The sequence below is a fragment of the Cognatundibacterium squillarum genome, assembly GCF_014652435.1.
Lineage (GTDB): Bacteria > Pseudomonadota > Gammaproteobacteria > Burkholderiales > Burkholderiaceae_D > Undibacterium > Undibacterium squillarum.
In genome coordinates this window covers 1-21,915 of record NZ_BMYU01000011.1, presented here as the reverse complement: position 1 = coordinate 21,915, position 21,915 = coordinate 1, and the positions used below count along the sequence as shown (strand labels likewise).

Annotated in this window: 23 protein-coding genes and 1 tRNA gene; 10 read left to right on the top strand and 14 right to left on the bottom strand. The window is 49.3% G+C overall.

Translation table 11 applies throughout. The features are described 5' to 3' along the window. Window positions 1-19: 19 nt before the first annotated feature. Window positions 20-331 (bottom strand): hypothetical protein, encoded by a 312-nt coding sequence (locus IE092_RS16905; RefSeq protein WP_189358573.1) that lies wholly within the window; start codon window positions 329-331, stop codon window positions 20-22. A gap of 8 nt (window positions 332-339) precedes the next feature. Continuing rightward, window positions 340-1,704 carry a replication initiation factor domain-containing protein gene (locus IE092_RS16900; RefSeq protein WP_189358571.1) on the bottom strand — a complete coding sequence of 455 codons (1,365 nt, stop codon included), beginning with the start codon at window positions 1,702-1,704 and terminating at the stop codon, window positions 340-342. Window positions 1,705-2,045: 341 nt separating this feature from the next. Here IE092_RS16900 and IE092_RS16895 point away from each other — a divergent pair, with 341 nt between their 5' ends. Both IE092_RS16895 and IE092_RS16890 read left to right on the top strand, forming a co-directional pair. Continuing rightward, on the top strand, window positions 2,046-2,657 hold the full coding sequence (locus IE092_RS16895) for a hypothetical protein (RefSeq protein ID WP_189358569.1): 612 nt from the start codon (window positions 2,046-2,048) through the stop codon (window positions 2,655-2,657). A gap of 50 nt (window positions 2,658-2,707) precedes the next feature. After that, on the top strand, window positions 2,708-3,706 hold the full coding sequence (locus IE092_RS16890; protein ID WP_189358567.1) for a phage integrase: 999 nt from the start codon (window positions 2,708-2,710) through the stop codon (window positions 3,704-3,706). Here IE092_RS16890 and IE092_RS16885 read toward each other — a convergent pair. The 3 genes from IE092_RS16885 to IE092_RS16875 all read right to left on the bottom strand — a co-directional run bounded on the left by IE092_RS16885 (window position 3,703) and on the right by IE092_RS16875 (window position 5,492). After that, the gene (locus tag IE092_RS16885; protein ID WP_229793234.1) at window positions 3,703-4,242 is read right to left on the bottom strand and encodes a hypothetical protein; all 540 of its coding nucleotides are present in this window, start codon (window positions 4,240-4,242) and stop codon (window positions 3,703-3,705) included. The two genes, IE092_RS16890 and IE092_RS16885, sit on opposite strands and share 4 nt — an antisense overlap. A gap of 41 nt (window positions 4,243-4,283) precedes the next feature. Beyond that, window positions 4,284-5,264: a hypothetical protein gene (locus IE092_RS16880; protein WP_189358563.1), complete on the bottom strand. Its 981-nt coding sequence runs from the start codon at window positions 5,262-5,264 to the stop codon at window positions 4,284-4,286. Between the two features lie 152 nt (window positions 5,265-5,416). Next, window positions 5,417-5,492: transfer RNA gene (locus IE092_RS16875), tRNA-Phe, on the bottom strand. A 156-nt stretch (window positions 5,493-5,648) separates the two neighbouring features. Between IE092_RS16875 and IE092_RS16870 the strand changes: the two genes are divergently transcribed. The 6 genes from IE092_RS16870 to IE092_RS16845 all read left to right on the top strand — a co-directional run bounded on the left by IE092_RS16870 (window position 5,649) and on the right by IE092_RS16845 (window position 12,526). After that, a complete protein-coding gene (locus IE092_RS16870) occupies window positions 5,649-6,845 on the top strand; it encodes an FAD-dependent monooxygenase (protein ID WP_189358561.1) in 1,197 nt (398 codons plus the stop codon). Window positions 6,846-6,881: 36 nt separating this feature from the next. Next, on the top strand, window positions 6,882-7,613 hold the full coding sequence (locus IE092_RS16865; protein WP_189358559.1) for a DsbC family protein: 732 nt from the start codon (window positions 6,882-6,884) through the stop codon (window positions 7,611-7,613). Window positions 7,614-7,616: 3 nt separating this feature from the next. Then, window positions 7,617-8,240 carry a nucleotidyltransferase family protein gene (locus IE092_RS16860; RefSeq protein WP_189358557.1) on the top strand — a complete coding sequence of 208 codons (624 nt, stop codon included), beginning with the start codon at window positions 7,617-7,619 and terminating at the stop codon, window positions 8,238-8,240. Window positions 8,241-8,418: 178 nt separating this feature from the next. Further along, a complete protein-coding gene (locus IE092_RS16855; RefSeq protein ID WP_229793233.1) occupies window positions 8,419-8,895 on the top strand; it encodes a DUF3429 domain-containing protein in 477 nt (158 codons plus the stop codon). Window positions 8,896-8,945: 50 nt separating this feature from the next. Further along, window positions 8,946-10,799: a M61 family metallopeptidase gene (locus IE092_RS16850; protein ID WP_189358555.1), complete on the top strand. Its 1,854-nt coding sequence runs from the start codon at window positions 8,946-8,948 to the stop codon at window positions 10,797-10,799. 623 nt (window positions 10,800-11,422) lie between these two features. Continuing rightward, window positions 11,423-12,526 (top strand): hypothetical protein, encoded by a 1,104-nt coding sequence (locus tag IE092_RS16845; RefSeq protein WP_189358553.1) that lies wholly within the window; start codon window positions 11,423-11,425, stop codon window positions 12,524-12,526. Here the strand turns inward: IE092_RS16845 and IE092_RS16840 are convergent. From IE092_RS16840 to rpe, 8 genes are all read right to left on the bottom strand, one after another. Then, a complete protein-coding gene (locus IE092_RS16840; RefSeq protein WP_189358552.1) occupies window positions 12,516-13,622 on the bottom strand; it encodes a DNA cytosine methyltransferase in 1,107 nt (368 codons plus the stop codon). The genes IE092_RS16845 and IE092_RS16840 overlap by 11 nt on opposite strands. 63 nt (window positions 13,623-13,685) lie before the next feature. Continuing rightward, window positions 13,686-13,880, bottom strand: coding sequence for a helix-turn-helix domain-containing protein (locus IE092_RS19050; RefSeq protein WP_189358550.1), 195 nt, complete (start codon window positions 13,878-13,880; stop codon window positions 13,686-13,688). 756 nt (window positions 13,881-14,636) lie between these two features. After that, window positions 14,637-15,437, bottom strand: a complete 801-nt coding sequence (trpC, locus tag IE092_RS16830) for an indole-3-glycerol phosphate synthase TrpC (RefSeq protein ID WP_189358548.1) — start codon at window positions 15,435-15,437, stop codon at window positions 14,637-14,639. 15 nt (window positions 15,438-15,452) lie between these two features. Then, window positions 15,453-16,484: an anthranilate phosphoribosyltransferase gene (trpD, locus tag IE092_RS16825; protein WP_189358547.1), complete on the bottom strand. Its 1,032-nt coding sequence runs from the start codon at window positions 16,482-16,484 to the stop codon at window positions 15,453-15,455. After that, window positions 16,484-17,053 (bottom strand): anthranilate synthase component II, encoded by a 570-nt coding sequence (locus IE092_RS16820; protein ID WP_189358545.1) that lies wholly within the window; start codon window positions 17,051-17,053, stop codon window positions 16,484-16,486. Before IE092_RS16820 ends, trpD begins: the two co-directional genes overlap by 1 nt. Then, on the bottom strand, window positions 17,054-18,550 hold the full coding sequence (gene trpE, locus IE092_RS16815) for an anthranilate synthase component I (protein ID WP_189358543.1): 1,497 nt from the start codon (window positions 18,548-18,550) through the stop codon (window positions 17,054-17,056). A 241-nt stretch (window positions 18,551-18,791) separates the two neighbouring features. Further along, a complete protein-coding gene (locus IE092_RS16810) occupies window positions 18,792-19,481 on the bottom strand; it encodes a phosphoglycolate phosphatase (RefSeq protein WP_189358541.1) in 690 nt (229 codons plus the stop codon). A 93-nt stretch (window positions 19,482-19,574) separates the two neighbouring features. Beyond that, entirely contained in the window at window positions 19,575-20,240 is a 666-nt protein-coding gene (gene rpe, locus IE092_RS16805; RefSeq protein WP_189358540.1) for a ribulose-phosphate 3-epimerase, read from the bottom strand. Between the two features lie 139 nt (window positions 20,241-20,379). On the opposite strand from rpe, the gene apaG reads away from it, so the two are divergent. After that, a complete protein-coding gene (gene apaG, locus IE092_RS16800) occupies window positions 20,380-20,754 on the top strand; it encodes a Co2+/Mg2+ efflux protein ApaG (protein ID WP_189358538.1) in 375 nt (124 codons plus the stop codon). A 1-nt stretch (window position 20,755) separates the two neighbouring features. Here the strand turns inward: apaG and IE092_RS18970 are convergent, their stop codons facing one another. Continuing rightward, a complete protein-coding gene (locus IE092_RS18970; RefSeq protein WP_268249286.1) occupies window positions 20,756-20,881 on the bottom strand; it encodes a hypothetical protein in 126 nt (41 codons plus the stop codon). 92 nt (window positions 20,882-20,973) lie between these two features. Between IE092_RS18970 and IE092_RS16795 the strand changes: the two genes are divergently transcribed. Beyond that, window positions 20,974-21,750, top strand: a complete 777-nt coding sequence (locus IE092_RS16795; protein WP_189358536.1) for an enoyl-CoA hydratase — start codon at window positions 20,974-20,976, stop codon at window positions 21,748-21,750. Window positions 21,751-21,915 lie beyond the last annotated feature (165 nt).

The window sequence follows — 21,915 nt, the reverse complement described above, 5'->3', positions numbered from 1 at the left end:
ATGAAAACGCGCCGCATAATCAGGCAGCTTTCTGTTGTTTTGCCATCTCGACTGGCTTGAGATCTGACAGTTGCATCTTCTGATTTTTACCGCTGACAACCACTTCAACGGTTGCTGTTGCCATGAATGGAAATGGCAAGTGCTTGTACTTATTGAACTCTTCTGCCAGGCCGAGGTTGTATTCGGCAACAGAACAGCCTTTTGCGTTGCCTTTAGAATCATCCAGCGGTGTTTCGACATACACTTTTGTGCTGTCGAATTCCATGCCGTTATCCATCTTGCCTTTGCTTGATTTCATGCCGAGTACTTTGAGTTCTGTTTGAAATTTCATGACGGTTCCTATTGAGGTATGTAATGGCTATACATAGAACTGGTGTCATCGGGATAGCCGTAATCCGATGCAGTTACAGCGAAAGGAACACACGACTCAGGCATTTGTTGCTTGTGAATCGGTGTTGGTGAAAACTCGTAATTGGGAATCCGAAGGCGCGATGGCCAATCGTCAGTGTCTGATTGCACCATGTCGAGAAAGGCTGAATCCCCGTATAACTGTCTGGCTATACGAATGAATTTGCCGTATCCGAGCTTGGTATATTTCGTGAAATGCTCTACGCCGGCTTCAGCCATTTTCTTGGTCGTTGTCGTGCGCTTGCCTGTTTTTTGCGGACTGTATTGCTGCAGTATTGGATACGCAGCCACGAAGTAACTGGACGGATCTATGAGGATTTCAAAGGGAATAATTTTGTCGCGGTTACTGAACTGAACTTCAGCGCGAACCCAAGGGCTAAAAGGTGAGCCTAATTGCTTACCTTTCTCGTAGCCACGGAATAATTGACTGCTGCTTTTTGTGCCGGCGTAAAAAGTAAGACCTTTACCCTGAGGGTCGTTATTTTTCCAAGGGCCGTAATTGTGAGGTTCTGGACGATTTCCGAAGCGGTCAAATCCACCCGTTTCCCACACACGATCAAAGTCATGCACTGAAAACTGTGCGCCTTCAAAATCATCGTGTGCCAAGTCCACACGCGTAATGCGGGGTGAGATGCAATCCGATGACGTTATGAATTGGTAGAGGCGTAGTTCCCAACCGGGTTTTGCGGCGAGGCAGCCTTGTCCATTAATCGCAATTAAAACGGAATCGCGTTGCCTGATGCCACCCATTGCAAAGTGACCATAATTATCACCAAGCTCCCATGCAAATGAGAAAAAATCACGTCCTTTTTCGTACTGGCGGGTAATACCAAAGCCGAAGATTTCTTCAATGCATTTTGAAAAGCCACGTGCAATGTCGTCGTCGGAGATCATCGAGCCGCCTACTTTATTGAAGACGGTTTTCTCATTCATGGTGATTCGTACGGTATCAATCGTGCAGCACTCTGACTGAGCTGGAATCCTGATCATTTGCATGACGATTTTTCCATCTCTCATGCATAGCTGAATCGGAGCGGAAGCAGGTGATTGATAGTTGCTAATTAAATCACTATCTTGCTCATACTTTTCGACTCTGAGCATATTTGAGTGCGCGTCCAGTTTTGAACGTTCCCCCGTGTTTACTGTGGGGGGGTATTTTTTCACTCCGGCGCGCTCTTGCCCTGGCGCTTCGCGGCGCCCTGTCAGGCCGTCCTCGCGGCATGCGCCGCTGCGGGCGGACTGACGCTTGCCGCGAACTTGCGTAGTTTCCTGCGCCAGGGTTTTTACCTTACTCATAATGAAAACTCCCTTGCGAGGCATTGCTTGTGAAGTAAGGCGACATTGATTAATGAATATTTGCCAATAGGCACTACCGGCAAATAGCCTCGATCGCACCATCCCACTACAACACCTACCGGAATACCGATCATGTCAGCGAACTTTTCTCGGCTCATTAGAGTGGCGCTCATTGGCAGCGCTACTCCCGTTAACTGGTCAAATTTAGGAAGGTCACCCATAATTAGTGAAATGTTTACGTAAAAGTTTACTCAAAAATCCCAAAAAAGAACCTTTTGTTCTTATATTCGTACCATGTGTACTAATATAAGTTCTGTTTGTACTTGCGTCAAGAAAAATTCATGTCGAAAATTACAGATCGATTTATCGAGTTAATAGATTTTTGTATTCCGTCCAAAACGAAATTCAAAAGTCTTGAAGATATGTCCGGGATTCCAGCAGTAAGTTGGAGGAAGGCATACACGCGCGGGCAGCGGCCAACGGTTGAAATGATTGAGATGCTCTCGATGATTTGGCCGAGATATGCGTTTTGGTTAGCTACAGGAATAGCCGACAGCGATCACGGCCATCAAAGGCCTGATGCAGAAATGATCGACATTTGGACAAGGGATGAGGAAGGGAAGGCAATAATAAAACGGAGTTTTCGGAAGAGGGACCGGACTGCTGCATACAGCTATTTTGACAAATGTATTCACCTATCAAGATTAAGATCTAAGCAAGAGGGTGATATCGATTTGAGTCTGAGCCAAAAAAGAGTTGAGCATTTTTATTCATTGTTGCAAGAAGCATATCGAGAAAAAAAGATCAGAGAGGAGCAAGAGAGATCTCTTGTGAAAATTGAAAATGAGGAGATAGAAGCAAGTCTTACTAAACGAGATAAGCTTGATTATGTCTCGTTTGAAGACTTTGATTTATCTATTCAGCTAAAGAACTTTGGGGCATCAAAGGATTAGTGCATGATTTGCTGGATGGACAATTGCATAAATAGAATTGAGTATCTGTTGTGATTAAAAAGAGCGAATCAGGCTGGTTGGTTGATAGCCAGCCGGGCGGGCGTGGCGGAAAACGTTTTCGCAAAACTTTCAAAACACAAGCCGAGGCAAAAGCTTACGAGGCTTGGTTAAAAACAAAAGTCATTGAGGCGCCGGAATGGCAACCAGCAAAGCGAGATTTGCGAAGCCTTTCTGCACTTGTTGATATCTGGTTTGAACATCATGGCTCCGGCCTTCGTGCTGGCAAAAACACTTACAGCCGACTGAAGCATCTTTGCGTTGCATTAGGTGATCCATTAGCTGATCGCTTTACACCCGAAATGTTTGCGAATTACCGGCGTAAGCGAATGGAAGAGGGGATTTCGCAAAATAATCTAAATCGAGAACATGCCTATCTGAGGTCGGTATTCAACGAGCTCACCCGGCTTGGCTATTGGAAAGCAGAAAATCCTCTGGCGAATATTCGCCAATTCAAGATTCAAGAGAGGGAATTGTCTTTTCTGACGGATGAGCAGATTAAGCGACTTTTGAGTGAGCTTGAGCTGGGGCGAAATCGTGATGCAATTTTAATTACGAAAATATGCCTTTCAACCGGGGCACGTTGGAGTGAGGCTGAAGAGTTGCGAAACACGCAAATTCAAAGAGGGGTGTTGCAGTTTGCTTTGACGAAGTCAGGGAAAAGTCGTGCAGTACCGATAAGTGAGGAGTTATTGGCAGAATTGCAGGATACAGCGAATCAAAGCATTGCCGGTCGGTTGTTTAAAAGTTCGGCAGCAGCTTTCAGAAGTGCAATTCAGCGGAGTGGGATCGAACTGCCGGATGGGCAGCTTACACACGTATTACGCCATACATTTGCAAGTCACTTCATGATGAATGGGGGAAATATTTTGACGCTGCAGCGTATATTGGGTCACAGTAGCTTAGCAATGACAATGAAGTACGCGCATTTGGCGCCAGAGCACTTACAGGAGGCTGTAAGGCTAAACCCGTTATCGAATTTGAATTCTTAGTTTTTCCTGAACCCGTTCAAATTTGGATCAGTTTCCCAAGGCTTTGTATCGGTGGAAGTTATCTTCTGTAGTTGCTCACTACGTAATTTCTCTTGCCGCTCCTGTTCTTTGATTTTTGACTTGAACTCCCTAATCTCTTCTAGTTGCCTAATTGATGAGAAAAAAAAGATGAGGGCAAATGCGTAAGCGGAAAATGATGCACCATAGGTGATGCGTGGAATATCTATCGCTGAATCGGCATATATAGATGGAAGTACCATGACAATTGCCACAATTACTAGGATGCATGCAGACTTCCAAAATCTCTCATTTTTTTTTCTAATAATCTCATCAAGTCTACGATGTTGCATATAGTCTAGAGCGGTTACATCTGTCGTGTCTGATAGCTTTCCGTAAGCCAGCCAGGCAAAGCCCCAAATTGCAACATTCGTAGAAACCAATAATTTCAAAATTGCTTGAATAAATGATTCCCGGAGGAATGCTGGAGAGATGTAACCCATCGCAAAAAAAAGGCAAAATAGGAGCACACCCAGCAACGAGTTTGCATATGTGAACCCTGAATTTGACCGGAACACTGTCATGGATCAATAGTTTGATTATCCAAAATCGACCGGAGCCATTCAGACATATTAGGGAAAATACTGTCTGGATTGGGAACTCCGTTGAATGATTCTACTCTCAAATTCTTTGAAAGTTTTAACTCACTACCTTTTACGGTACTACCGTCAGTTAGCTTTAATTTCACTTCATCTTCATCAAGATGTCTTGCGGCATTTGCTAACGTATCTAATAGTGCATGACCACTGGAAGTAGTGGTTCGTCGATAGCTTACTTTTACAGCGACATTAATATTTCCATCAATAGCATCAGAAAGTTTCAAGGCATTTAGCTGGTTTTCAAAAAAGAACTGTTGAAGTGCTTTGACTCCCCTGCCGGCAAATTCGGCTAATGATTTTGTTGGACTAATTTGCTCACTTATTGCGTCGAGAGGATCCATCTCAATCAGAGGACTGCCAATCTCGAACTCTTTGACGTGAAATTTCTCTAGTTTTTCGCGTGTGGCTTTAACGACGAAGTCTGAAAGACTAATGCGATTTTCCTGCGTTATTACGTTGCCTTTAAGTAAGAGCCAATTTAGGTGCCGCTCGAGGTGTTTGCTGCGCAATGATGTTGATTGCACAATGGCAACATGATTCTTAAGGATTGCAAAATAGCAAACGCCTTCAAGGAACTCACGCTTTTTGTTATCTGATGACTCTGGAGGGGAAACCTGTTCAACAGATAACATTTCTGCCTCATCATCCTCTGCAATTGTTAGTTGGTGCGTGCCTCTTTCATAAGAAGCAAGGATTCCAAAAAGAATATTATTAAATGAACGATGATAAATAATTGCGCGAACATTATTACTTTGTTCGCCAAGACTTTCTTTTCGCTTGCCCAGAGTTTTGCAATCCATTAGTGCTTGAGAAAGACTGTCTTGGAGATTGGATCGATGATCTTTCGCTAGGAAGACGCCTCGCTTGTAGTAGGCTCGTCTTTGGACAAACTGTTGTTCCATTTAATATCCTCAATTGTATTTTTTAGGATATTAAATGATAACAAGTAATAGAGGGGGGAGTTTTCGTTGACACTCTGTTGACTCAACAATCTTTAGTAGGTAAAGAAAAAGGGCTTACATCGCTGTAAGCCCTTGTTTCTTATACTAAATCTTGGTGGCCCGGGGCGGAATCGAACCACCGACACAAGGATTTTCAATCCTCTGCTCTACCGACTGAGCTACCAGGCCAACGAGGACGCATTATAGGGAAGTGGGAGGGGTTTTGCAAGAGCCGCGGGTAAAAAAAGGAAATCTCTGCGCTGTATGCGCTTGCGCTAGCGCATTTTTGAGCAGCAGATGGCTGCCGTATAATGGCGCATCTTTAATCTCAGCCAGGATGAAATCATGTCTGCTCAGGTGTATGAAAGCGATATTTGTGTAGTCGGTAACGGTGCAGTCGGACGTGCTGCAGCGCTGGCGCTGGCGCAGTCGGGCTGGAAGGTCACGGTGTTAAGTCCGTCACTGGCGCCGGTGCTGCCTTCTGAAGACTGGGATGTGCGCGTGTTTGCACTGAACCATACAGCGCATACCCTGTTGAAACAAATTCGCGTATGGGATGCGATGAATGCAGCCCGTATTGAGCCGGTAACTGCGATGCATGTGAAAGGCGGTGAGCAGTTACAGGATGGTCAGCTGGGTTTTGACGCTTACGGTGCGCGCAGTAACGAACTGGCATGGATACTGGAGAACCGTAATCTGATGCTGGCGCTGGACGCAGCAATGCGCTTTGTGCCGGGTGTTCAGGCCGTCGCCGGAACGGCAACCGGATTGCAGCAGCATTTGGATCACGCCTGCATTACTTTGCAGGACGGTACGCAGATTCGCAGCAAGCTGGTGATCGGTGCGGATGGCGCGCAGTCCTGGGTGCGTGGTCAGTGTGATATTGGCATCAGCTACCGTTCTTACGGACAAAAAGGCGTGGTCGCGAATTTTGAGGCCAGTCTGCCGCATCATGGCGTGGCGCATCAGTGGTTTGTTGAAGATCTGGGCATCATTGCATTGTTGCCTTTGCCGGGACAGCGTGTATCGCTGGTCTGGTCGGCACCGGATCTGCTGGCAGACGAGCTGGTACGCGGCGGTATGGATTATCTGATCAGCCGCCTTGAACACTACTGTTATGCCACTCATGGTAAGCTCTCGCCGGTGTTGCCGGAGAATGTACAGGCATTCCCTTTGCGCCTGATCCGTACACAAAGCCTGATCGCTCCGCGTGTTGCACTGGTGGGGGATGCTGCGCATGTGGTGCATCCGCTGGCCGGGCACGGTATGAATCTGGGCTTTGGCGATGTGGCTGATCTGCTGCGGATACTCGGACGTGCAGGCGATACGGAAGATTGCGGTGACAGCCGTTTGCTGGAACGTTACCGCCGTGCACGCAAAGAAGATGTATTGCTGATGCAGGTGGCAACCGACGGGCTGGCCCGTTTGTTCGGATCAGATCTGGCACCGGTACGTCTGGCAAGAAAGGCTGGCATGCATTTGCTGGACCGCTTGCCTGTCATTAAAAACCGGTTGATTTCCCATGCAATGGGACGCGGATAAGCAGATTATCCGCGACCGGAATAATAAGGATATGAAATGCTGAAAAAAGGTGTATTTGCCGGTTTGTTATTACTGGCAGGCAGTGTGATGGCGGAGACAGCGCAGGAACAGGCCGTGAAAAAACTGGTGGAGCCGCGTCTGGGCGATGGTGTCAAAGTCGACAGCGTCGTAAAAACGCCCTACAGCGGTTTGTTTGAAGTGCGCGTCGGCGGCGATATTATTTATACCGATGAAAAGGCCCAGTTTCTGTTTGTCGGTAATGTGGTGGATGCAAAATCCGGCACAAACTATACGCGCAACCGTGTTGAAGAACTGAATAAGATCAAATTCTCCGATCTGCCGCTGGATTCCGCACTGAAAATGGTTAAAGGCGACGGCAAACGTGTGATCGCTGTGTTTGAAGATCCGAACTGCGGTTATTGCAAACGCTTCCGTAAAACACTGGCCAGCCTGGACAACGTCACTGTGTACACTTTCATGTACAACATTCTGTCGGAAGACTCCGTTGCTAAATCGAAAAACATCTGGTGTTCATCTGACCGCAATAAAGCCTGGGATGAGTGGATGCTGAGCGGCAAAATGCCGACGGCTACTGCACCGGCAAATTGCGTGACACCCCACGACAAAGTCTATGCACTGGGCCGTAAGCTGAATGTGAACGGTACTCCGGCAGTTTTCTTTACTGATGGCACCCGTATTCCGGGTGCAGTGGATGCGAAAACGCTGGAAGAAAAGTTTGCCAGTATTGGTCAGGCGCCAAAACGATAAGCGATGAGCCGGATTTCCGCCGCCGCATGTACGGCAGTATTGCTGGCAGCAGGGAAGGGAACACGGTTTGATGCAGAAGGCCGGCAGCAAAAGCTGCTGGCCTTTTTACCATCCGGAAACCGTGTTGCCGCGCAATCTGCCTCCTTGTACTGCAGCATCTTTGCCCGTGTGATCGCCGTTGTGCGTCCTGAACAGCAGGAACTGATTGCGCTGTTCGCACAAGCCGGCTGTGAGATCGTGTTGTGTGCCGGGGCAGAGCATGGGATGGGACACAGTCTGGCGGCGGGCGTTGCGGCAGCAGCTGACAGCGCATCGGTGATGATCGCGCTGGCCGATATGCCGTTTGTGCAGCAAGCAACCCTGCAATTGCTGGCGCAGGCAGCACAGGGAGAATCCTGTGTGGTGCAGCCGGTCTTTCAGAAACAGGGCGGACATCCTGTGCGGTTTCCTGCAGCCCTGTACCCGCAACTGATGGCACTGGAAGGTGATCAGGGTGCAAAGGCTTTGTTACGCAGTTTCCCGCTGTTGCAGGTGCCGGTGACAGATGCCGGTGTCGTGCAGGATATTGATTTTCCCGCAGATTTGCAGGCGGCCGGCAGCCAGAATGACAACAGTAAGTTTCCCTGAAATAAACAGAGTGTGGCGGAACACGGAAATGCAGTGCAGCTTTTTTGCATAACTGTATTCCGCCGTGCTTTTTGCCCCTAGAATAGCGTTTTCCTTTTTTTGATAAAAAATTTTCAGAATTGACGTATTTACGGTGAAATCTCTGTCAGATTGATCCGGCAATCCGGAAAATCCTGAAATGAAAGTGACGTGTGCTGACATGATGCATGTACAAAATCAGAAGTTGCTGACCCGTCTGGGTCTGGTTGGACTGATCCCGTTTTTCCTGATGACACTGGGTTGCTGGGTCGTGCATCCGGACTGGCTTGGTTATTTCATTAAAGCGCAGCTGGTGTACGGCATTGTGATTTTGTCTTTCCTCGGTGGTTTGCACTGGGGTGTAACCATCATGGCGCGTGATGATAACGATGAGCAAACCCGTAAGGCGCTGATCTGGGGTGTGATCCCGATTCTGATCGGCTGGTTTTCCATCGGTAACATGCTGGTCGGTTTTATTGTGCAGGTAGCCGGATTTATCGCTTCTTACAAAATCGATAAAAAACTGTACGAGGCGTATCACATGCCGGACTGGTTTATCCGTTTGCGTCTGCAGCTGACCCGCGTTGTGGTCACGACCCAGATCCTGACGTTTATCGCGGCAAACGTGCGCAACTGAGCGCGGCACACGGTTGTACATAACACAGAAATACAGAAAGATTGTCGAAAATGGCAACATTAAAAAGAAACCAAACCGGGGATAAGCAGTTTGCAGTGGCATATACGATCGTGCCGAAAGATCTGGCCGGTCATCTGTTTGAAGTCAGCCTGACGGTACAGCATCCTGATCCTGCCGGACAGGTACTGAGTCTGCCGGTCTGGATTCCGGGCAGCTACATGGTGCGCGAATTTGCGCGCAACATCATTCGTATTGAGGCACGCAGCGGCGGCAAAAAAGTTGCGCTGAAAAAGCTCAGCAAAACCAGCTGGAAAGCGGCAGCCTGCAAAGAAGCGCTGGAAGTGCGTTACGAAGTCTATGCATGGGATTTGTCCGTGCGTGCTGCGCATCTGGATCAGAGCCATGCATTCTTTAACGGCACCAGTGTGTTCCTGTGCGCAGAAGGCAAAGAGCGCGAAGCGCACGTCGTGGACATCCAGCGTGCGCCGGATGCGGCCTGCAAAACCTGGCGCGTGGCGACTTCACTGCCGGAACTGAAAGCAAAACGTTACGGCTTCGGTACGTATATTGCAGCGGATTACGACGAGCTGATTGACCATCCGGTGGAAATCGGTGAATTCGCGATCGCTTCGTTTGACGCCTGCGGCATTCCGCATGACTTCGTGATCACTGGTCGTGTGCCGAATATGGACATGGACCGCATGGTGGCCGATGTGAAGAAAATCTGTGAAGCGCAGATTGCCTTCTTCGAACCGAAAACCCGCAAAGCACCGATGGACCGTTATGTGTTCATGACCATGGTGGTGGGCGAGGGCTACGGCGGTCTGGAGCACCGCGCATCGACCGCGCTGATCTGCAACCGCAACGACATTCCGGTCAAACACAATCCGGAAATGAGCGAAGGCTACAAAGCCTTCCTCGGTCTGTGCAGCCATGAATATTTCCATACATGGAATGTGAAGCGCATCAAACCGGCGGTGTTTGCCGACTACGATCTGCGTCAGGAAAGCTATACCAGCCTGCTGTGGCTGTTTGAAGGGTTCACCAGTTATTACGACGATCTGATGCTGGTGCGTTCCGGCCTGATCGATGAAGCGGCTTACCTGAAACTGGTCAGCAAAACGATTAACGGCGTGCTGCGCGGCAGTGGTCGTCTGAAACAAAGTGTGGCGGAGTCCAGCTTTGATGCGTGGACCAAATACTACCGTCAGGATGAAAATTCCCCGAACGCGATTGTCAGCTATTACACCAAAGGCTCACTGGTCGCACTGGGTCTGGATCTGACGATCCGCGCAGAAACTGCCGGTAAAAAATCGCTGGATGATGTGATGCGCGCACTGTGGCAGCGTTATGGCCGCGATTTCTACACGCTGACTGCCGAAGGCAAACAACAAGGTGTGCCGGAACTGGCATTTGCTGAAATTGCTGAAGAAGTCACCGGCGTCGATCTGCGCAAATTCCTGAGCAAACATGTATACGGCACCGAAGACGTGCCGCTGGCAAAACTGTACGCACCGTTCGGCGTCTCGCTGGAAGTGCCGGTACCGGTCAAAGCCGGTCTGGGTGTGCGCGTGGTGAAAGACGGTAACGATTGCAAAATCGCCAGTGCCTTCGAAGGCCGCGCTGCGCATCTGGCGGGCTTGTCCGCACTGGATATTCTGGTGGCGATCAATGGCCTGCGTGTGACAGCCGCCGATGCTGCGGATGGCTTAAACAGTCAGCTGGCGCGTTACCGCGTTGGTGAAACGGTAGAAATTCACGCATTCCGTCGCGATGAGCTGATTATCGTCAAAGCCACCCTGCAGGCGGACGATGTGCCGGCGCAGCAATTGCGTTTGCTGGATGGCACTAAGGCCGCGCTGCAGACGCATCGCCCGACGTTCCGTAAAGCAGGCAAACGCTGATGTTCCGGCCGGTGCATAAACCGGTCTGACAGCAGAAAACAAAACGGCGCACCAATCAGTGCGCCGTTTTGTTTTGCAGGAAAGCTGCTGTGGAAAATGCGATCTGCTCGTGGTTCCTGCACTTGCTGAGCCTGAATCTGAGCGTAGGACGGCCTGTCCGTATCTTCGCTTGCCCCCGAATTGCCCCAAAGTGCCCGCCGCAGCCCGAAAATGCCTCAAATGCGGATTCTGGCACAGTAGTCCGGCGGTCGTCGGCAGAAAGTCTGGCTGTCCGTGAAAAGCAAATGCGGAAACTGGCACAAAGTGGTGTTGTTAGACGTGTAATTATCAGAACAGCCAGAACCGCAGGTCTTTACACGGTAATATTCGACATTAGGTTACCGGTCGCCGGTTCAATATTTGGAAGACTCGACAAAGAAACAAAATCAAGAGAATTTCGCTGTATTACATTCGCCTGATGGTGAACTAAATACCGATGGAAGGTTAGCCTGGGCTAAAGAGGCGAGTTTGATGAATGTAGTAATCTTGTGTAAGTCACGACAAGTAGCGACAATCGTAGGGCTAAGACCCAATGCCAAGCCCTATAAACCACGTAGGCGTCAAAACATTCAAAAGAGAGATACATGCCAAAGTTTTATGAAGTCTATGGGAATGATGTATATGACAACTCGCCCAAAGTCGTGTCTGAAAGAGCATCGGCCTATTGCCCATTTACGGATAGCACCTGCGATGGCGGTGGAAATCGTCATCAAACTAAAATTCGACTCGACAACTCTCCATTGAGAGATAAGTTCGATTCTGATCTTTCATCAGTAATACCAGGTATTTGCTCTATAGAATATGGAAATGATGTATGGATTGTTTGCCCTAGAAGACTTCTGGGTTTCAAATCACGTCCAGAGGAAATATCAGTAAACAAATCATTAAAGTTGCATGAGAAAGAAGCACTTCTTGCGGCAGGACTACCACAGAATGTAGAGCTAGGCGTCTGGTCTGAAGTCTATTTGCAATATGGAGATGATGAAGCTTCAATTAATTACCACTTTGATTTTATCATTTCGAAAATTGAGCGGGATATCACTTTCTCGAAAGCAATAGCCCTTCATGATATAGCCGCTGTTTCCGATATTGAAGAAATTCAAAAGTCTGCAAAAACCGGAAAATACATTTCTGGGAAATTTGACCCCAACAAAAACATTAAGTATTTCCCTAATTTGAATGAGCCATTTATTATTGAAGTAATGACCGCAAGCACATCAGGTTCAGATACAGCAGCAGGAACAGATATTGCATCCTCTTTTACATCAGCAATACTTGGAAATATACATAACTGTCCGGGAATTAATAAACGACAGGTCTGGGGAAGGATGGCAACGCAACTTTTTGCAAAATCAGCATTAGCCGAATTCTGGGGGGGTAAGACGATTTGGCTAGTTCAAGATCAATTGCTTAAAAATATTGAGTTAACAACAAAGCTTAGTATCGAGTCTTCTTCGCAAAGTGAGCACAAAAGCGGAAAGGTAAACTTCCTAAGCATGAAATACAGCCAAGGCAAAAAAGGCGAAAACGCCCTAACTCTTTCAAGCTATGTTGAAAAGAATTCTGGCATAAAACTCGACGGAAGTGATGAGTGTACAGACATTCTCCTCCCAAAAATATACCCAGAGAAAAGAGAACTTCTTAAGGCAGTACTAAGGCGTGAGCTATCTGCAATTATCAAACTTTAAACTTTAGTTGATTTAAAATTTCTTCCGCCACCGCTTTTGCAAGTGGTGGTGGAACTGCATTAGCGACAAGTCTATGTTGATCTAGGTCTTTTACACTACCGCTTCTACCTCGAATTGGACCAAAAATAATATGATCATCAGGAAAGCCATGAATTCTCAAATATTCTCTAGGTGTTAAATAACGATTATCTGTTGGGTGATAAAATGCTTCACCACCACGTAATGTTAGTGCAGGTTTATCCCATGACATCCGACGAAATTTTGTTGTATCTTTTTCGGGATTGAGACGTTGTCGCTGGTCTTCGGGTAGATGCAATTGCCGTGCAAGGCATTCACCCTCAGGAACTCCAGTTATTCGTTCTATATCTCTAGCTGGGGTAATGTCTAAATGACTTGGGATAATTTCCAAAGCCCCTTTTTTTACAGGCGGAGGGAGATCGCCAATAGCGTCCTTCACAGTAAGGTACCGGTTTGATGATGTAAATAGTCCTTTTTGATGTGGTTTTTTTTCCCAATCGAAGTGAGTAGGCTCTGGGAAAGAAAATTTCTTTCCTCCCAAAAGGCCAATGATAAATACACGATCGCGTAGTTGAGGTACGCCATAATCCGCAGCTCGAAGAACTTTATAATTTACAGCATATCCAATTTCTTCTAGATCACTAATAATTGACTGTATTGCTGACCCTGCTTTACCGTCTGCCCCTTTAGCACTAAGCAACCCCTTAACTTGCTCGATCAATACCGCTTTCGGCTTAAAGATCCTTGCAAAATCAACCATTTTCAGGAGTAGCAACCCTCTGTCATCATTCATTGCCCTCCTACTACCGATCAAGGAAAATGACTGGCATGGTGGCCCTCCTGCCAATAAGTCCAGCTCACTAGCTTTTAGTCCCAATTTTCTTTTTAATGCGGCAGGGTCAATATCGTTTATATCGCGACCAAATAGTGGCGAAACCCCTCGTCGCTCACTCCAGTGCCGCAAAGTCTTGAATGCGTTATCGTCAAGCTCTGAGCAAAATAAAGGCGCAAAACCAGCTTGATGAAGTCCTTCATCCAAGCCACCAATACCACTAAACAGGGAGATCGCTGTTTTCATATCGCACCTAAAATTTTTTCAAAGAAATTGTAACGCACAATATGTCCTAACTCAAGCGTTAGATCATGTTTGCGGAGGCCTCCCTGTCCTTGCTCGCGGTATTTCAGCAAAAAGCTCCAAATCACATTTTTTAATAAGCTGATCTCTGCCAACCTTCATGGCGGGCAACCTGTTCTCAAGGATAAGCTGCCTAATTCTTGAAGGCGTAACCCCAAGAAACTCAGCGGCTTGAGACGTTGTTAGTAGTATATCTGCCATTATTTCGTTCACTTTCGGACATTGCTGCAGTATATCTTTGCTATAACTCCTCTTTCAACATACACGGCTCGCAGGACTGGGTACTTGTAGTGGCATACTGAATTTAGCCACCTGATTAGAGGTGTTATGCAGCACCCCGTAAGCAATTAGGTGAAATAACGAATAAACAACGCGACCGACATTCAGTCCTGAATTCCGTCTCGAATTTGCGCAAGGCCGTAAGACGTACTCCGTAGGGCGAATTACAATGCGCCGATTGGGAGCGCTCCTGAGTTGCTGAAAAAACATAAATCGGAGTTAATTCTGACCTATGTGCAAATATCGTCATTTCAATTTCCCGCAAGCCGAGACTTTCTGCCGACGACAGCCGGGTTGCTGTGCCGAACACCGCATTTTGGCATTAAAACGGTAAAGTAATGAGCGTGGGGCATTGCTTATGCCGGGCGTTGTTTCGTTTCTTAAGTGCCCTTTGTTGATAACGGGTGGTTGAACTTCAGCGTCAGAGCGTGTTGCAGCTGATGCCGGGCGGCTGCTGATTGGGAGAAACCGTCTGGCTGGCATTGGCAATGGACTGTTTGTTGATGCGTATTGCCACAGCGTTTCTTCCGCCGCTCTGCCATCTTTTTTCTACCCGAAAAATGCCCGTTTTGCCTCAAATGCGGACTTCAGCACAGCCATCCGGCGGTCGTCGGCAGAAAGTCCGGGCCTCTGTAAATATCAAATGACGATATTTGCACAGACCCGTACCGAATTTGCTCAGTAAAACAATTGCTGCAGGCAAGCGCCGGGGTTGTCTGCCCGCATGAATGCTTCGCCGACCAGGAAGCTGTGGACGTTGGCTTTGCGCATGATTTCCACGTCTGCGCGCTGCAGAATGCCAGATTCAGTGACCACCAGTTTGTCTGCCGGTAACTGATCCAGCAGTTGCAGTGTGTTATCCAGACTGACTTCAAACGTGCGCAGATTGCGGTTGTTGATGCCTAACAGCGGCGTTTTCAGTTGCAGTGCCGCGTCCAGTTCATCCTGACCGTGAATTTCGACCAGTACATCCATCCCCAGCGCATGGGCGCAGGCTTCCAGCTCCTGCATTTGCCCCAGTTCCAGCGCCGCCACAATCAGCAGAATACAATCCGCGCCCCAGCTTCTGGCCTGATACACCTGATAGGTGTCGATCATGAAATCCTTGCGCAGCACCGGCAAATCACAGGCGGCACGCGCTGCCTGCAAATACGCCGGACTGCCCTGAAAGAATTGTTCATCGGTCAGCACGGACAAGCAGGCTGCGCCATGTGCCGCATAGCTTTTGGCAATGTCTGCCGGATGAAAATCTGCCCGCAGCACACCTTTGGATGGCGACGCTTTTTTGATTTCAGCGATCACCGCCGGATCACCGGCAGCAATCCGCTTGCGCATTGCTTGTTCAAAGCCACGCAGATTGCTGCGCAGCGCCTGATCCTGCTCTACCTGTGCCTGCAGGCTGGCGGCGGATAACTGCGCTTTGGCAGCCGCAATTTCTTCCGCCTTCACCGCCAGGATTTTATTCAGAATATCTGACATACCGACTCCGTTGACTTATTTTCCCAGCTGGCGGGTAACCTGAATAAACTGTTCCAGTTTGCTCAGTGCCGCACCGGAAGCCAGCGCTTCCTGCGCTTTTTTCACGCCGTCCGCAATCGATGCTGCCACACCGGCGCCGTACAAGGCCGCACCCGCGTTCAGCGCCACGATATCGCGTGCCGGACCATCGGTATCGCGCAAGACTTCCAGCACTTTTTCGCGCGATTCGCTGGCACCTTCCACACGCAGCTGACGGTTCGACACCATTTGCAGGCCGAAGTCTTCCGGATGAATGTCATATTCGCGGATCTCACCATTCACCAGTTCGCCCACCATGGTTGGCGCGCCCAGCGATACCTCATCCATATTGTCACGCCCCCAGACCACCAGCGCATGCTGCGCACCGAGGCGCTGCAATACACGTACCTGAATACCGACCAGATCCGGATGGAATACGCCCATCAGAATATTCGGTGCACCGGCCGGATTGGTCAGCGGGCCCAGAATATTGAAAATCGTCCGCACGCCCAGTTCTTTACGCACCGGCGCTGCATGCTTCATCGCACCGTGATGATTCGGTGCAAACATAAAGCCGATGCCGGTTTGTGCAATCGACTGTGCGATTTGTTCCGGCGTCAGATTGATATTCGCGCCCAGCGCTTCCAGTACATCCGCACTGCCGGATGAAGAAGACACACTGCGGCCACCGTGTTTAGCAACGCGACCACCGGCAGCAGCCACCACAAACATCGATGCGGTCGAAATATTGAACGTATGTGCACCGTCACCGCCTGTTCCGACGATATCAATCAGATGCTTATTATTTGCCAGCGGTACTTTGGTCGAGAATTCACGCATGACCTGCGCTGCAGCGGTGATTTCACCGATGCTTTCCTTTTTCACGCGCAAGCCCATGGTGATTGCCGCAATCATTACCGGCGATAATTCTCCGCCCATCAGCTGGCGGAACAGGTACAGCATTTCATCGTGAAACACTTCACGGTGTTCGATTAAGCGGGTTAATGCTTCTTGCTGAGAAATCACCATCACTGCTCTCCTTTCAGGAAATTGCGCAGTAAGGCATGACCATGCTCGGACAAAATCGATTCCGGATGGAATTGCACGCCTTGTAAATTAAATTCTTTATGTCGTACGCCCATGATTTCGCCGTCATCTGTCCATGCCGTGACTTCGAGGCAATCCGGCAAGCTGGCGCGTTCAATCGCCAGCGAGTGATAACGGATAATGGTGTAAGGACTTGGAATATCTTTAAAAATGCCGACGCCGGTATGCGCAATCGCGGAAGTCTTGCCATGCATCACTTCTTTGGCGCGGATGATATTGCCGCCGTATGCAGCGCCTATGCTCTGATGGCCAAGGCAGACACCGAGAATCGGGATTTTGCCGGCGAAGTGATGAATCACGGCAATCGACACACCGGCTTCTTTCGGTGTGCACGGGCCGGGCGAAATGCAGATGTGATCCGGTTTCAGCGCTTCGATCTGTTCTATCGTGATTTCATCATTCCGGTAAGTACGGACATCTTCACCGAGCTCTGCAAAATACTGCACGAGGTTATAGGTGAACGAATCATAGTTATCGATCATCAGTAACATTTAAATTTCTCCATCCAGTCCGTCTTGCACTTGTTCAGCAGCACGCAATACAGCGCGGGCTTTGTTTTCTGTTTCCAGCCATTCCATTTCCGGTACCGAATCAGCCACCACACCGGCTGCAGCCTGTACATGCAGCATGCCGTCTTTCAGCACACCGGTACGGATGGCAATCGCCAGATCCATTTCGCCGCCAAACGACAGGTAACCGCAGGCACCGCCGTAGACGCCGCGTTTGACCGGCTCCAGTTCATCAATTAATTCCATCGCACGAACTTTCGGTGCGCCGGATAAGGTACCGGCAGGGAAGGTGGCTTTCAGAATATCGAGATTGCTGAGTTCCGGACGCAGCAAGCCTTCAACGTTAGAAACGATGTGCTGCACGTGGGAATATTTTTCGATCACCATTTGCTCGGTGACGCGCACACTGCCGGTCTGGGCAATGCGGCCGATGTCATTACGCGCCAGATCAATCAGCATCACGTGTTCTGCGATTTCTTTCGGATCGGCCAGCAATTCTTTTGCAAGTTGCTCATCCAGTTCTGCAGTCGCACCACGTGGACGGGTGCCCGCCAGCGGACGGATCGTAACTTTGCGGTTGCCATCGCTGAGTGCTTCATTGCGCACCAGAATTTCCGGCGATGCGCCGATGATCTGGCAGTCACCGAAGTTATAGAAATACATGTAAGGCGAAGGATTGATCGAGCGCAGCGAGCGGTACAGAGACAGCGGCGAATCCACATACGGCTTTTTAATACGCTGACCGACCTGTACCTGCATCAGATCGCCGGCCATGATGTATTCCTTGGCCTTCAGCACCGCTTGCAGGAAATCTTCTTTTTTGAATTCGCGGATACTTTCTGTGCGCACAGAGGCAGAAGTCACCGGAACATCCACCGGACGACGCAGCATGGCGCGCAATTCGCGCAGGCGCTGTTTCGCCAGAGAAAAAGCTTCCGGTTTGGATGGATCGGCGTAGACGATCAGATACAGTTTGCCGGAGACATTGTCGATGACGGCAATTTCTTCAGTCAGCATCAGCTGAATGTCCGGCATACCGAGTTCATCTTTCGGCGCTTTGCCGGCCAGACGTTTTTCAACGTAACGCACAGCGTCATAACCGAAGTAACCAGCCAGACCACCGCAGAAACGCGGCAAGCCCTGACGCGTTGCGACGCGGAAACGCTGTTGATATTCCGCGATGAAATCCAGCGGATTCATGTCGTGTTGTTCAATCACCTGATCATCACGCACCACTTCAACCTGATTACCTGTGGCACGGATCAGCGTGGTAGCGGTCAGACCGATAAAGGAGTAGCGGCCAAAGCGTTCGCCACCTTTGACGGATTCCAGCAAAAAGGTATTTTTGCCGTAATTTTTGCTCTGAGCGAGTTTCAGATACAGCGTCAGCGGTGTTTCCAGATCCGCAAACGCCTCCGCAATCATAGGAATGCGGTTATAGCCCTGCGCGGCCAGCGATTTGAATTCGAGTTCTGTCATGGATTTTCCTCAGCCGCCCGGATACAACTGTGCCAAAGCAGGCAGCAGCGCGACCGGGTGTTGAAAAAATAAAACGGGGGAAGAGTTAACAAACGGGTGGTTGTACGAAGGATGTGCACAACCACTCGCGGCATTCAGTGGTTCAGAATTGCCAGCGTCGCCATAGCCAGGCCTCATAGGTACCTGGTATTACTGTCAGACGTTTGTTATCGAGAAACATTCGTGATGTTGAATGAGAAATTCATTGGGTATTTACTGATGCCAGCAGCTCAGCTACTACCATCAGAGAATCGACTATACCATCACTTTCAATTGTTTGTATAGGTTCGCCGTGGTTATATCCATATGGCAAAATCAGCACAGGGCAACCTGCGGCACGGGCTGCGCGTGCATCATTTTCCGAGTCGCCGATCGCCAGAACCTGCTCCGGTGAAAGTGTGAGCGCCCGGCAGGTTTCCAGCATCGGTGTCGGGTCGGGTTTTTTGCGGGCAAAGCTGTCACCGCCGAACACGAATTCAAAATGGTGGCGGATACCTGTCAGCTGTAATAAATCTTCTGCAAACTGCAGCGATTTATTCGTGACGCAGGTCAGGCGAAATCCTTGTTGCTGCAACGCCTGCAAACCTTCTCTGACGCCGGGAAATAATTGCGCGTATTTACCGTTCACCGCCTGGTAGTGATGGAAGTATCTTTCCAGTACAGCTGTATGCTTGGCGTTTGCCTGATCTTCCGGATATTCCAGCTTCAGCATCGACAGAATCAGGTGCTCGGCTCCTTTTCCGACCATCCGCATAACAGCGTCGCTGTGCATCGGCGCCAGATCCAGTTCAGCGCGCACCTGATTTATCGCAACAACGAAATCGGGAGCAGTATCGGCCAGTGTGCCGTCGAGATCGATAATCAGGGCTTTGACGGGCTGCAGTTTTTGCATGGTGAGAATTTTAGATAGGTAAAACGCGGGATGGCGAAAGACAGAAATACAAAACCCCGGCGCTGAAGGCGGCGGGGTGGTGATATCCGTGAATCAGACGTTGGCGAGTTCTGCGCGCATTGCGCTGATTACCGCGGCGTAGTCTGGTTTTCCGAAAATTGCAGAGCCAGCGACAAAGGTGTCGGCGCCGGCCGCTGCGATTTCTGCGATATTGTCGACTTTCACGCCGCCATCGACTTGCAGCAGAATGTCGCGACCCGATTCATCAATCAGTTTTCTGACTGCAGCCAGTTTTTTCAGTGTGTGCGGAATGAAGGATTGTCCGCCGAAGCCAGGATTCACCGACATCAGCAAAATCAGATCTAGTTTATCCATCACGTGTTCCAGCACATGCAGCGGCGTTGCCGGATTCAGTACCAGACCGGCTTTGCAGCCATGATCACGGATCAGTTTCAGGCTGCGGTCAATATGTTCTGAACCTTCCGGATGGAAGCTGATGTAGTTGGCACCGGCTTTGGCAAAATCCGGAATAATACGATCCACCGGTTTGACCATCAGATGCACATCAATCGGCACCTGTACATGCGGGCGAATTGCTTCGCACACCAGCGGGCCGACAGTCAGATTCGGAACGTAATGGTTGTCCATCACGTCAAAGTGGATCATATCTGCGCCTGCAGCAACGACATTCCGGACTTCTTCGCCAAGGCGGGCGAAATCGGCGGATAAGATGCTCGGGGCAATGCGGTAGGTAGTCATATTTGTTTCCTGCTGAAAAAGATGCTCTATTTTACCGCGCCTCGTTGTGCCGGATGGGCGAAGCTCTGGCAAAATACGGTGATGCTATTGTGCAATTTTCAGCATGCACATTGATTCAGGACTACTCAGAAAGCTATTCATGACCAAGTATCAGATGAAAGTCGCAGTCGTTACAGAGTATCTGGCAGAACAGTCCGACCCTGATCACGGGAAATTTACGTTCGCATATACCATTACGATTACCAATAACGGAGATGTGCCGGCGCAGCTGATTTCCCGTCACTGGGTGATTACAGATGCGGCTAACCATCGTGACGAAGTGAAAGGCCTGGGTGTGATTGGGCATCAGCCATTTCTCCGTCCGGGGCAAAGCTTTGAATACACCAGTGGCTGCGTATTGAAAACGCCGCAGGGTACGATGCGCGGCAGCTACTTTTGCGTTGCGGAAGACGCGCACCGGTTTGATGTGGATATCCCGGAGTTCACGCTTTCTCTGCCACGCACCTTACACTGACTTATTTTGATTGCTGGTCGTCTTGCTGACCGGTGCGTTTGTCGGCTTTGCTGCTGAACATCGTCCACCAGACAATCATTACCAGGATCAGCATCGCGACACCGGCTTCCAGTAACAGTATCCACATCGTTGTGCCTTTCTATTTAATGTACCCGGTGGTTTCTCAGAGTATATGACGCTCTTTTTGAAGCCATCACCTTATCACTGACAGGAGTTCCCATGAATTTCGAATGCATTATCGTAGAGACAAAAGAAAAAGTGGGTGTGATTACCCTGAATCGTCCAAAAGCACTGAATGCGCTGAATGATCAGCTGATGTCTGAGCTGGGTCACGCGCTGACAGCATTTGACCAGGATGACGGTATTCACTGCATTATTCTGACCGGCAGCGAAAAAGCATTTGCTGCGGGTGCTGATATTGCTTCGATGGTGGATTACACCTTTATGGACACCTATAAAGGGAACTTCATCACCCGTAACTGGGAAACAATCCGCACGATTCGCAAACCTGTGATTGCAGCGGTAGCTGGTTATGCACTCGGCGGTGGCTGTGAGCTGACGATGATGTGTGACTTTATTATTGCGGCGGATAATGCCAAGTTCGGTCAGCCGGAAATTAAACTGGCGACTATTCCCGGTGCCGGTGGTACGCAGCGCTTGCCACGTGCGATTTCTAAATCCAAAGCGATGGATATGTGTCTGACCGGACGTATGATGGATGCGACTGAAGCAGAGCGCGCTGGCCTGGTTTCCCGCATCGTTCCTCTGGAGATGCTGATGGAAGAAGCCCTGAATGCAGCGAATACGATTGCTTCCATGTCGTTGCCGGCTGTGCTGATGATTAAGGAGTCAGTCAATCGCTCTTACGAAACAACGCTGGCTGAAGGTGTGCATTTTGAGCGCCGCATGTTCCAGGCAACCTTTGGCACCGAAGATCAGAAAGAAGGAATGCGTGCTTTCCTCGAAAAACGTCCGGCGGAATTTAAACACCGGTGAGATTGGGCTGGCGACAATCCCGGTATAAATGATTTTGAGCGAAGGGGCTTGCAAAACGCCGGGATGTCCGTCATAATCTCGTTTCTCTGCTGCTGACGAACACAACGCTTCGCAGCGATAGCAGAAAAGAATACAGTTCTTTAACAATCAACAGCCAATAAATGT

Excerpts from the sequence above, each read along its gene's own strand:
- IE092_RS16795 (WP_189358536.1), top strand. The coding sequence starts at position 20,974 with ATGAATTTCGAATGCATTATCGTAGAGACAAAAGAAAAAGTGGGTGTG.
- IE092_RS16905 (WP_189358573.1), bottom strand. The coding sequence starts at position 331 with ATGAAATTTCAAACAGAACTCAAAGTACTCGGCATGAAATCAAGCAAA.
- IE092_RS16895 (WP_189358569.1), top strand. The coding sequence starts at position 2,046 with ATGTCGAAAATTACAGATCGATTTATCGAGTTAATAGATTTTTGTATT.
- IE092_RS16855 (WP_229793233.1), top strand. The coding sequence starts at position 8,419 with ATGAAAGTGACGTGTGCTGACATGATGCATGTACAAAATCAGAAGTTG.
- IE092_RS19050 (WP_189358550.1), bottom strand. The coding sequence starts at position 13,880 with ATGGCAGATATACTACTAACAACGTCTCAAGCCGCTGAGTTTCTTGGG.
- apaG (WP_189358538.1), top strand. The coding sequence starts at position 20,380 with ATGACCAAGTATCAGATGAAAGTCGCAGTCGTTACAGAGTATCTGGCA.
- IE092_RS16810 (WP_189358541.1), bottom strand. The coding sequence starts at position 19,481 with ATGCAAAAACTGCAGCCCGTCAAAGCCCTGATTATCGATCTCGACGGC.
- trpE (WP_189358543.1), bottom strand. The coding sequence starts at position 18,550 with ATGACAGAACTCGAATTCAAATCGCTGGCCGCGCAGGGCTATAACCGC.
- IE092_RS16900 (WP_189358571.1), bottom strand. The coding sequence starts at position 1,704 with ATGAGTAAGGTAAAAACCCTGGCGCAGGAAACTACGCAAGTTCGCGGC.
- IE092_RS16865 (WP_189358559.1), top strand. The coding sequence starts at position 6,882 with ATGCTGAAAAAAGGTGTATTTGCCGGTTTGTTATTACTGGCAGGCAGT.
- rpe (WP_189358540.1), bottom strand. The coding sequence starts at position 20,240 with ATGACTACCTACCGCATTGCCCCGAGCATCTTATCCGCCGATTTCGCC.
- trpC (WP_189358548.1), bottom strand. The coding sequence starts at position 15,437 with ATGTCAGATATTCTGAATAAAATCCTGGCGGTGAAGGCGGAAGAAATT.
- IE092_RS16840 (WP_189358552.1), bottom strand. The coding sequence starts at position 13,622 with ATGAAAACAGCGATCTCCCTGTTTAGTGGTATTGGTGGCTTGGATGAA.
- IE092_RS16850 (WP_189358555.1), top strand. The coding sequence starts at position 8,946 with ATGGCAACATTAAAAAGAAACCAAACCGGGGATAAGCAGTTTGCAGTG.
- trpD (WP_189358547.1), bottom strand. The coding sequence starts at position 16,484 with ATGGTGATTTCTCAGCAAGAAGCATTAACCCGCTTAATCGAACACCGT.
- IE092_RS16820 (WP_189358545.1), bottom strand. The coding sequence starts at position 17,053 with ATGTTACTGATGATCGATAACTATGATTCGTTCACCTATAACCTCGTG.
- IE092_RS16880 (WP_189358563.1), bottom strand. The coding sequence starts at position 5,264 with ATGGAACAACAGTTTGTCCAAAGACGAGCCTACTACAAGCGAGGCGTC.
- IE092_RS18970 (WP_268249286.1), bottom strand. The coding sequence starts at position 20,881 with ATGTGGATACTGTTACTGGAAGCCGGTGTCGCGATGCTGATCCTGGTA.
- IE092_RS16860 (WP_189358557.1), top strand. The coding sequence starts at position 7,617 with ATGAGCCGGATTTCCGCCGCCGCATGTACGGCAGTATTGCTGGCAGCA.
- IE092_RS16870 (WP_189358561.1), top strand. The coding sequence starts at position 5,649 with ATGTCTGCTCAGGTGTATGAAAGCGATATTTGTGTAGTCGGTAACGGT.
- IE092_RS16845 (WP_189358553.1), top strand. The coding sequence starts at position 11,423 with ATGCCAAAGTTTTATGAAGTCTATGGGAATGATGTATATGACAACTCG.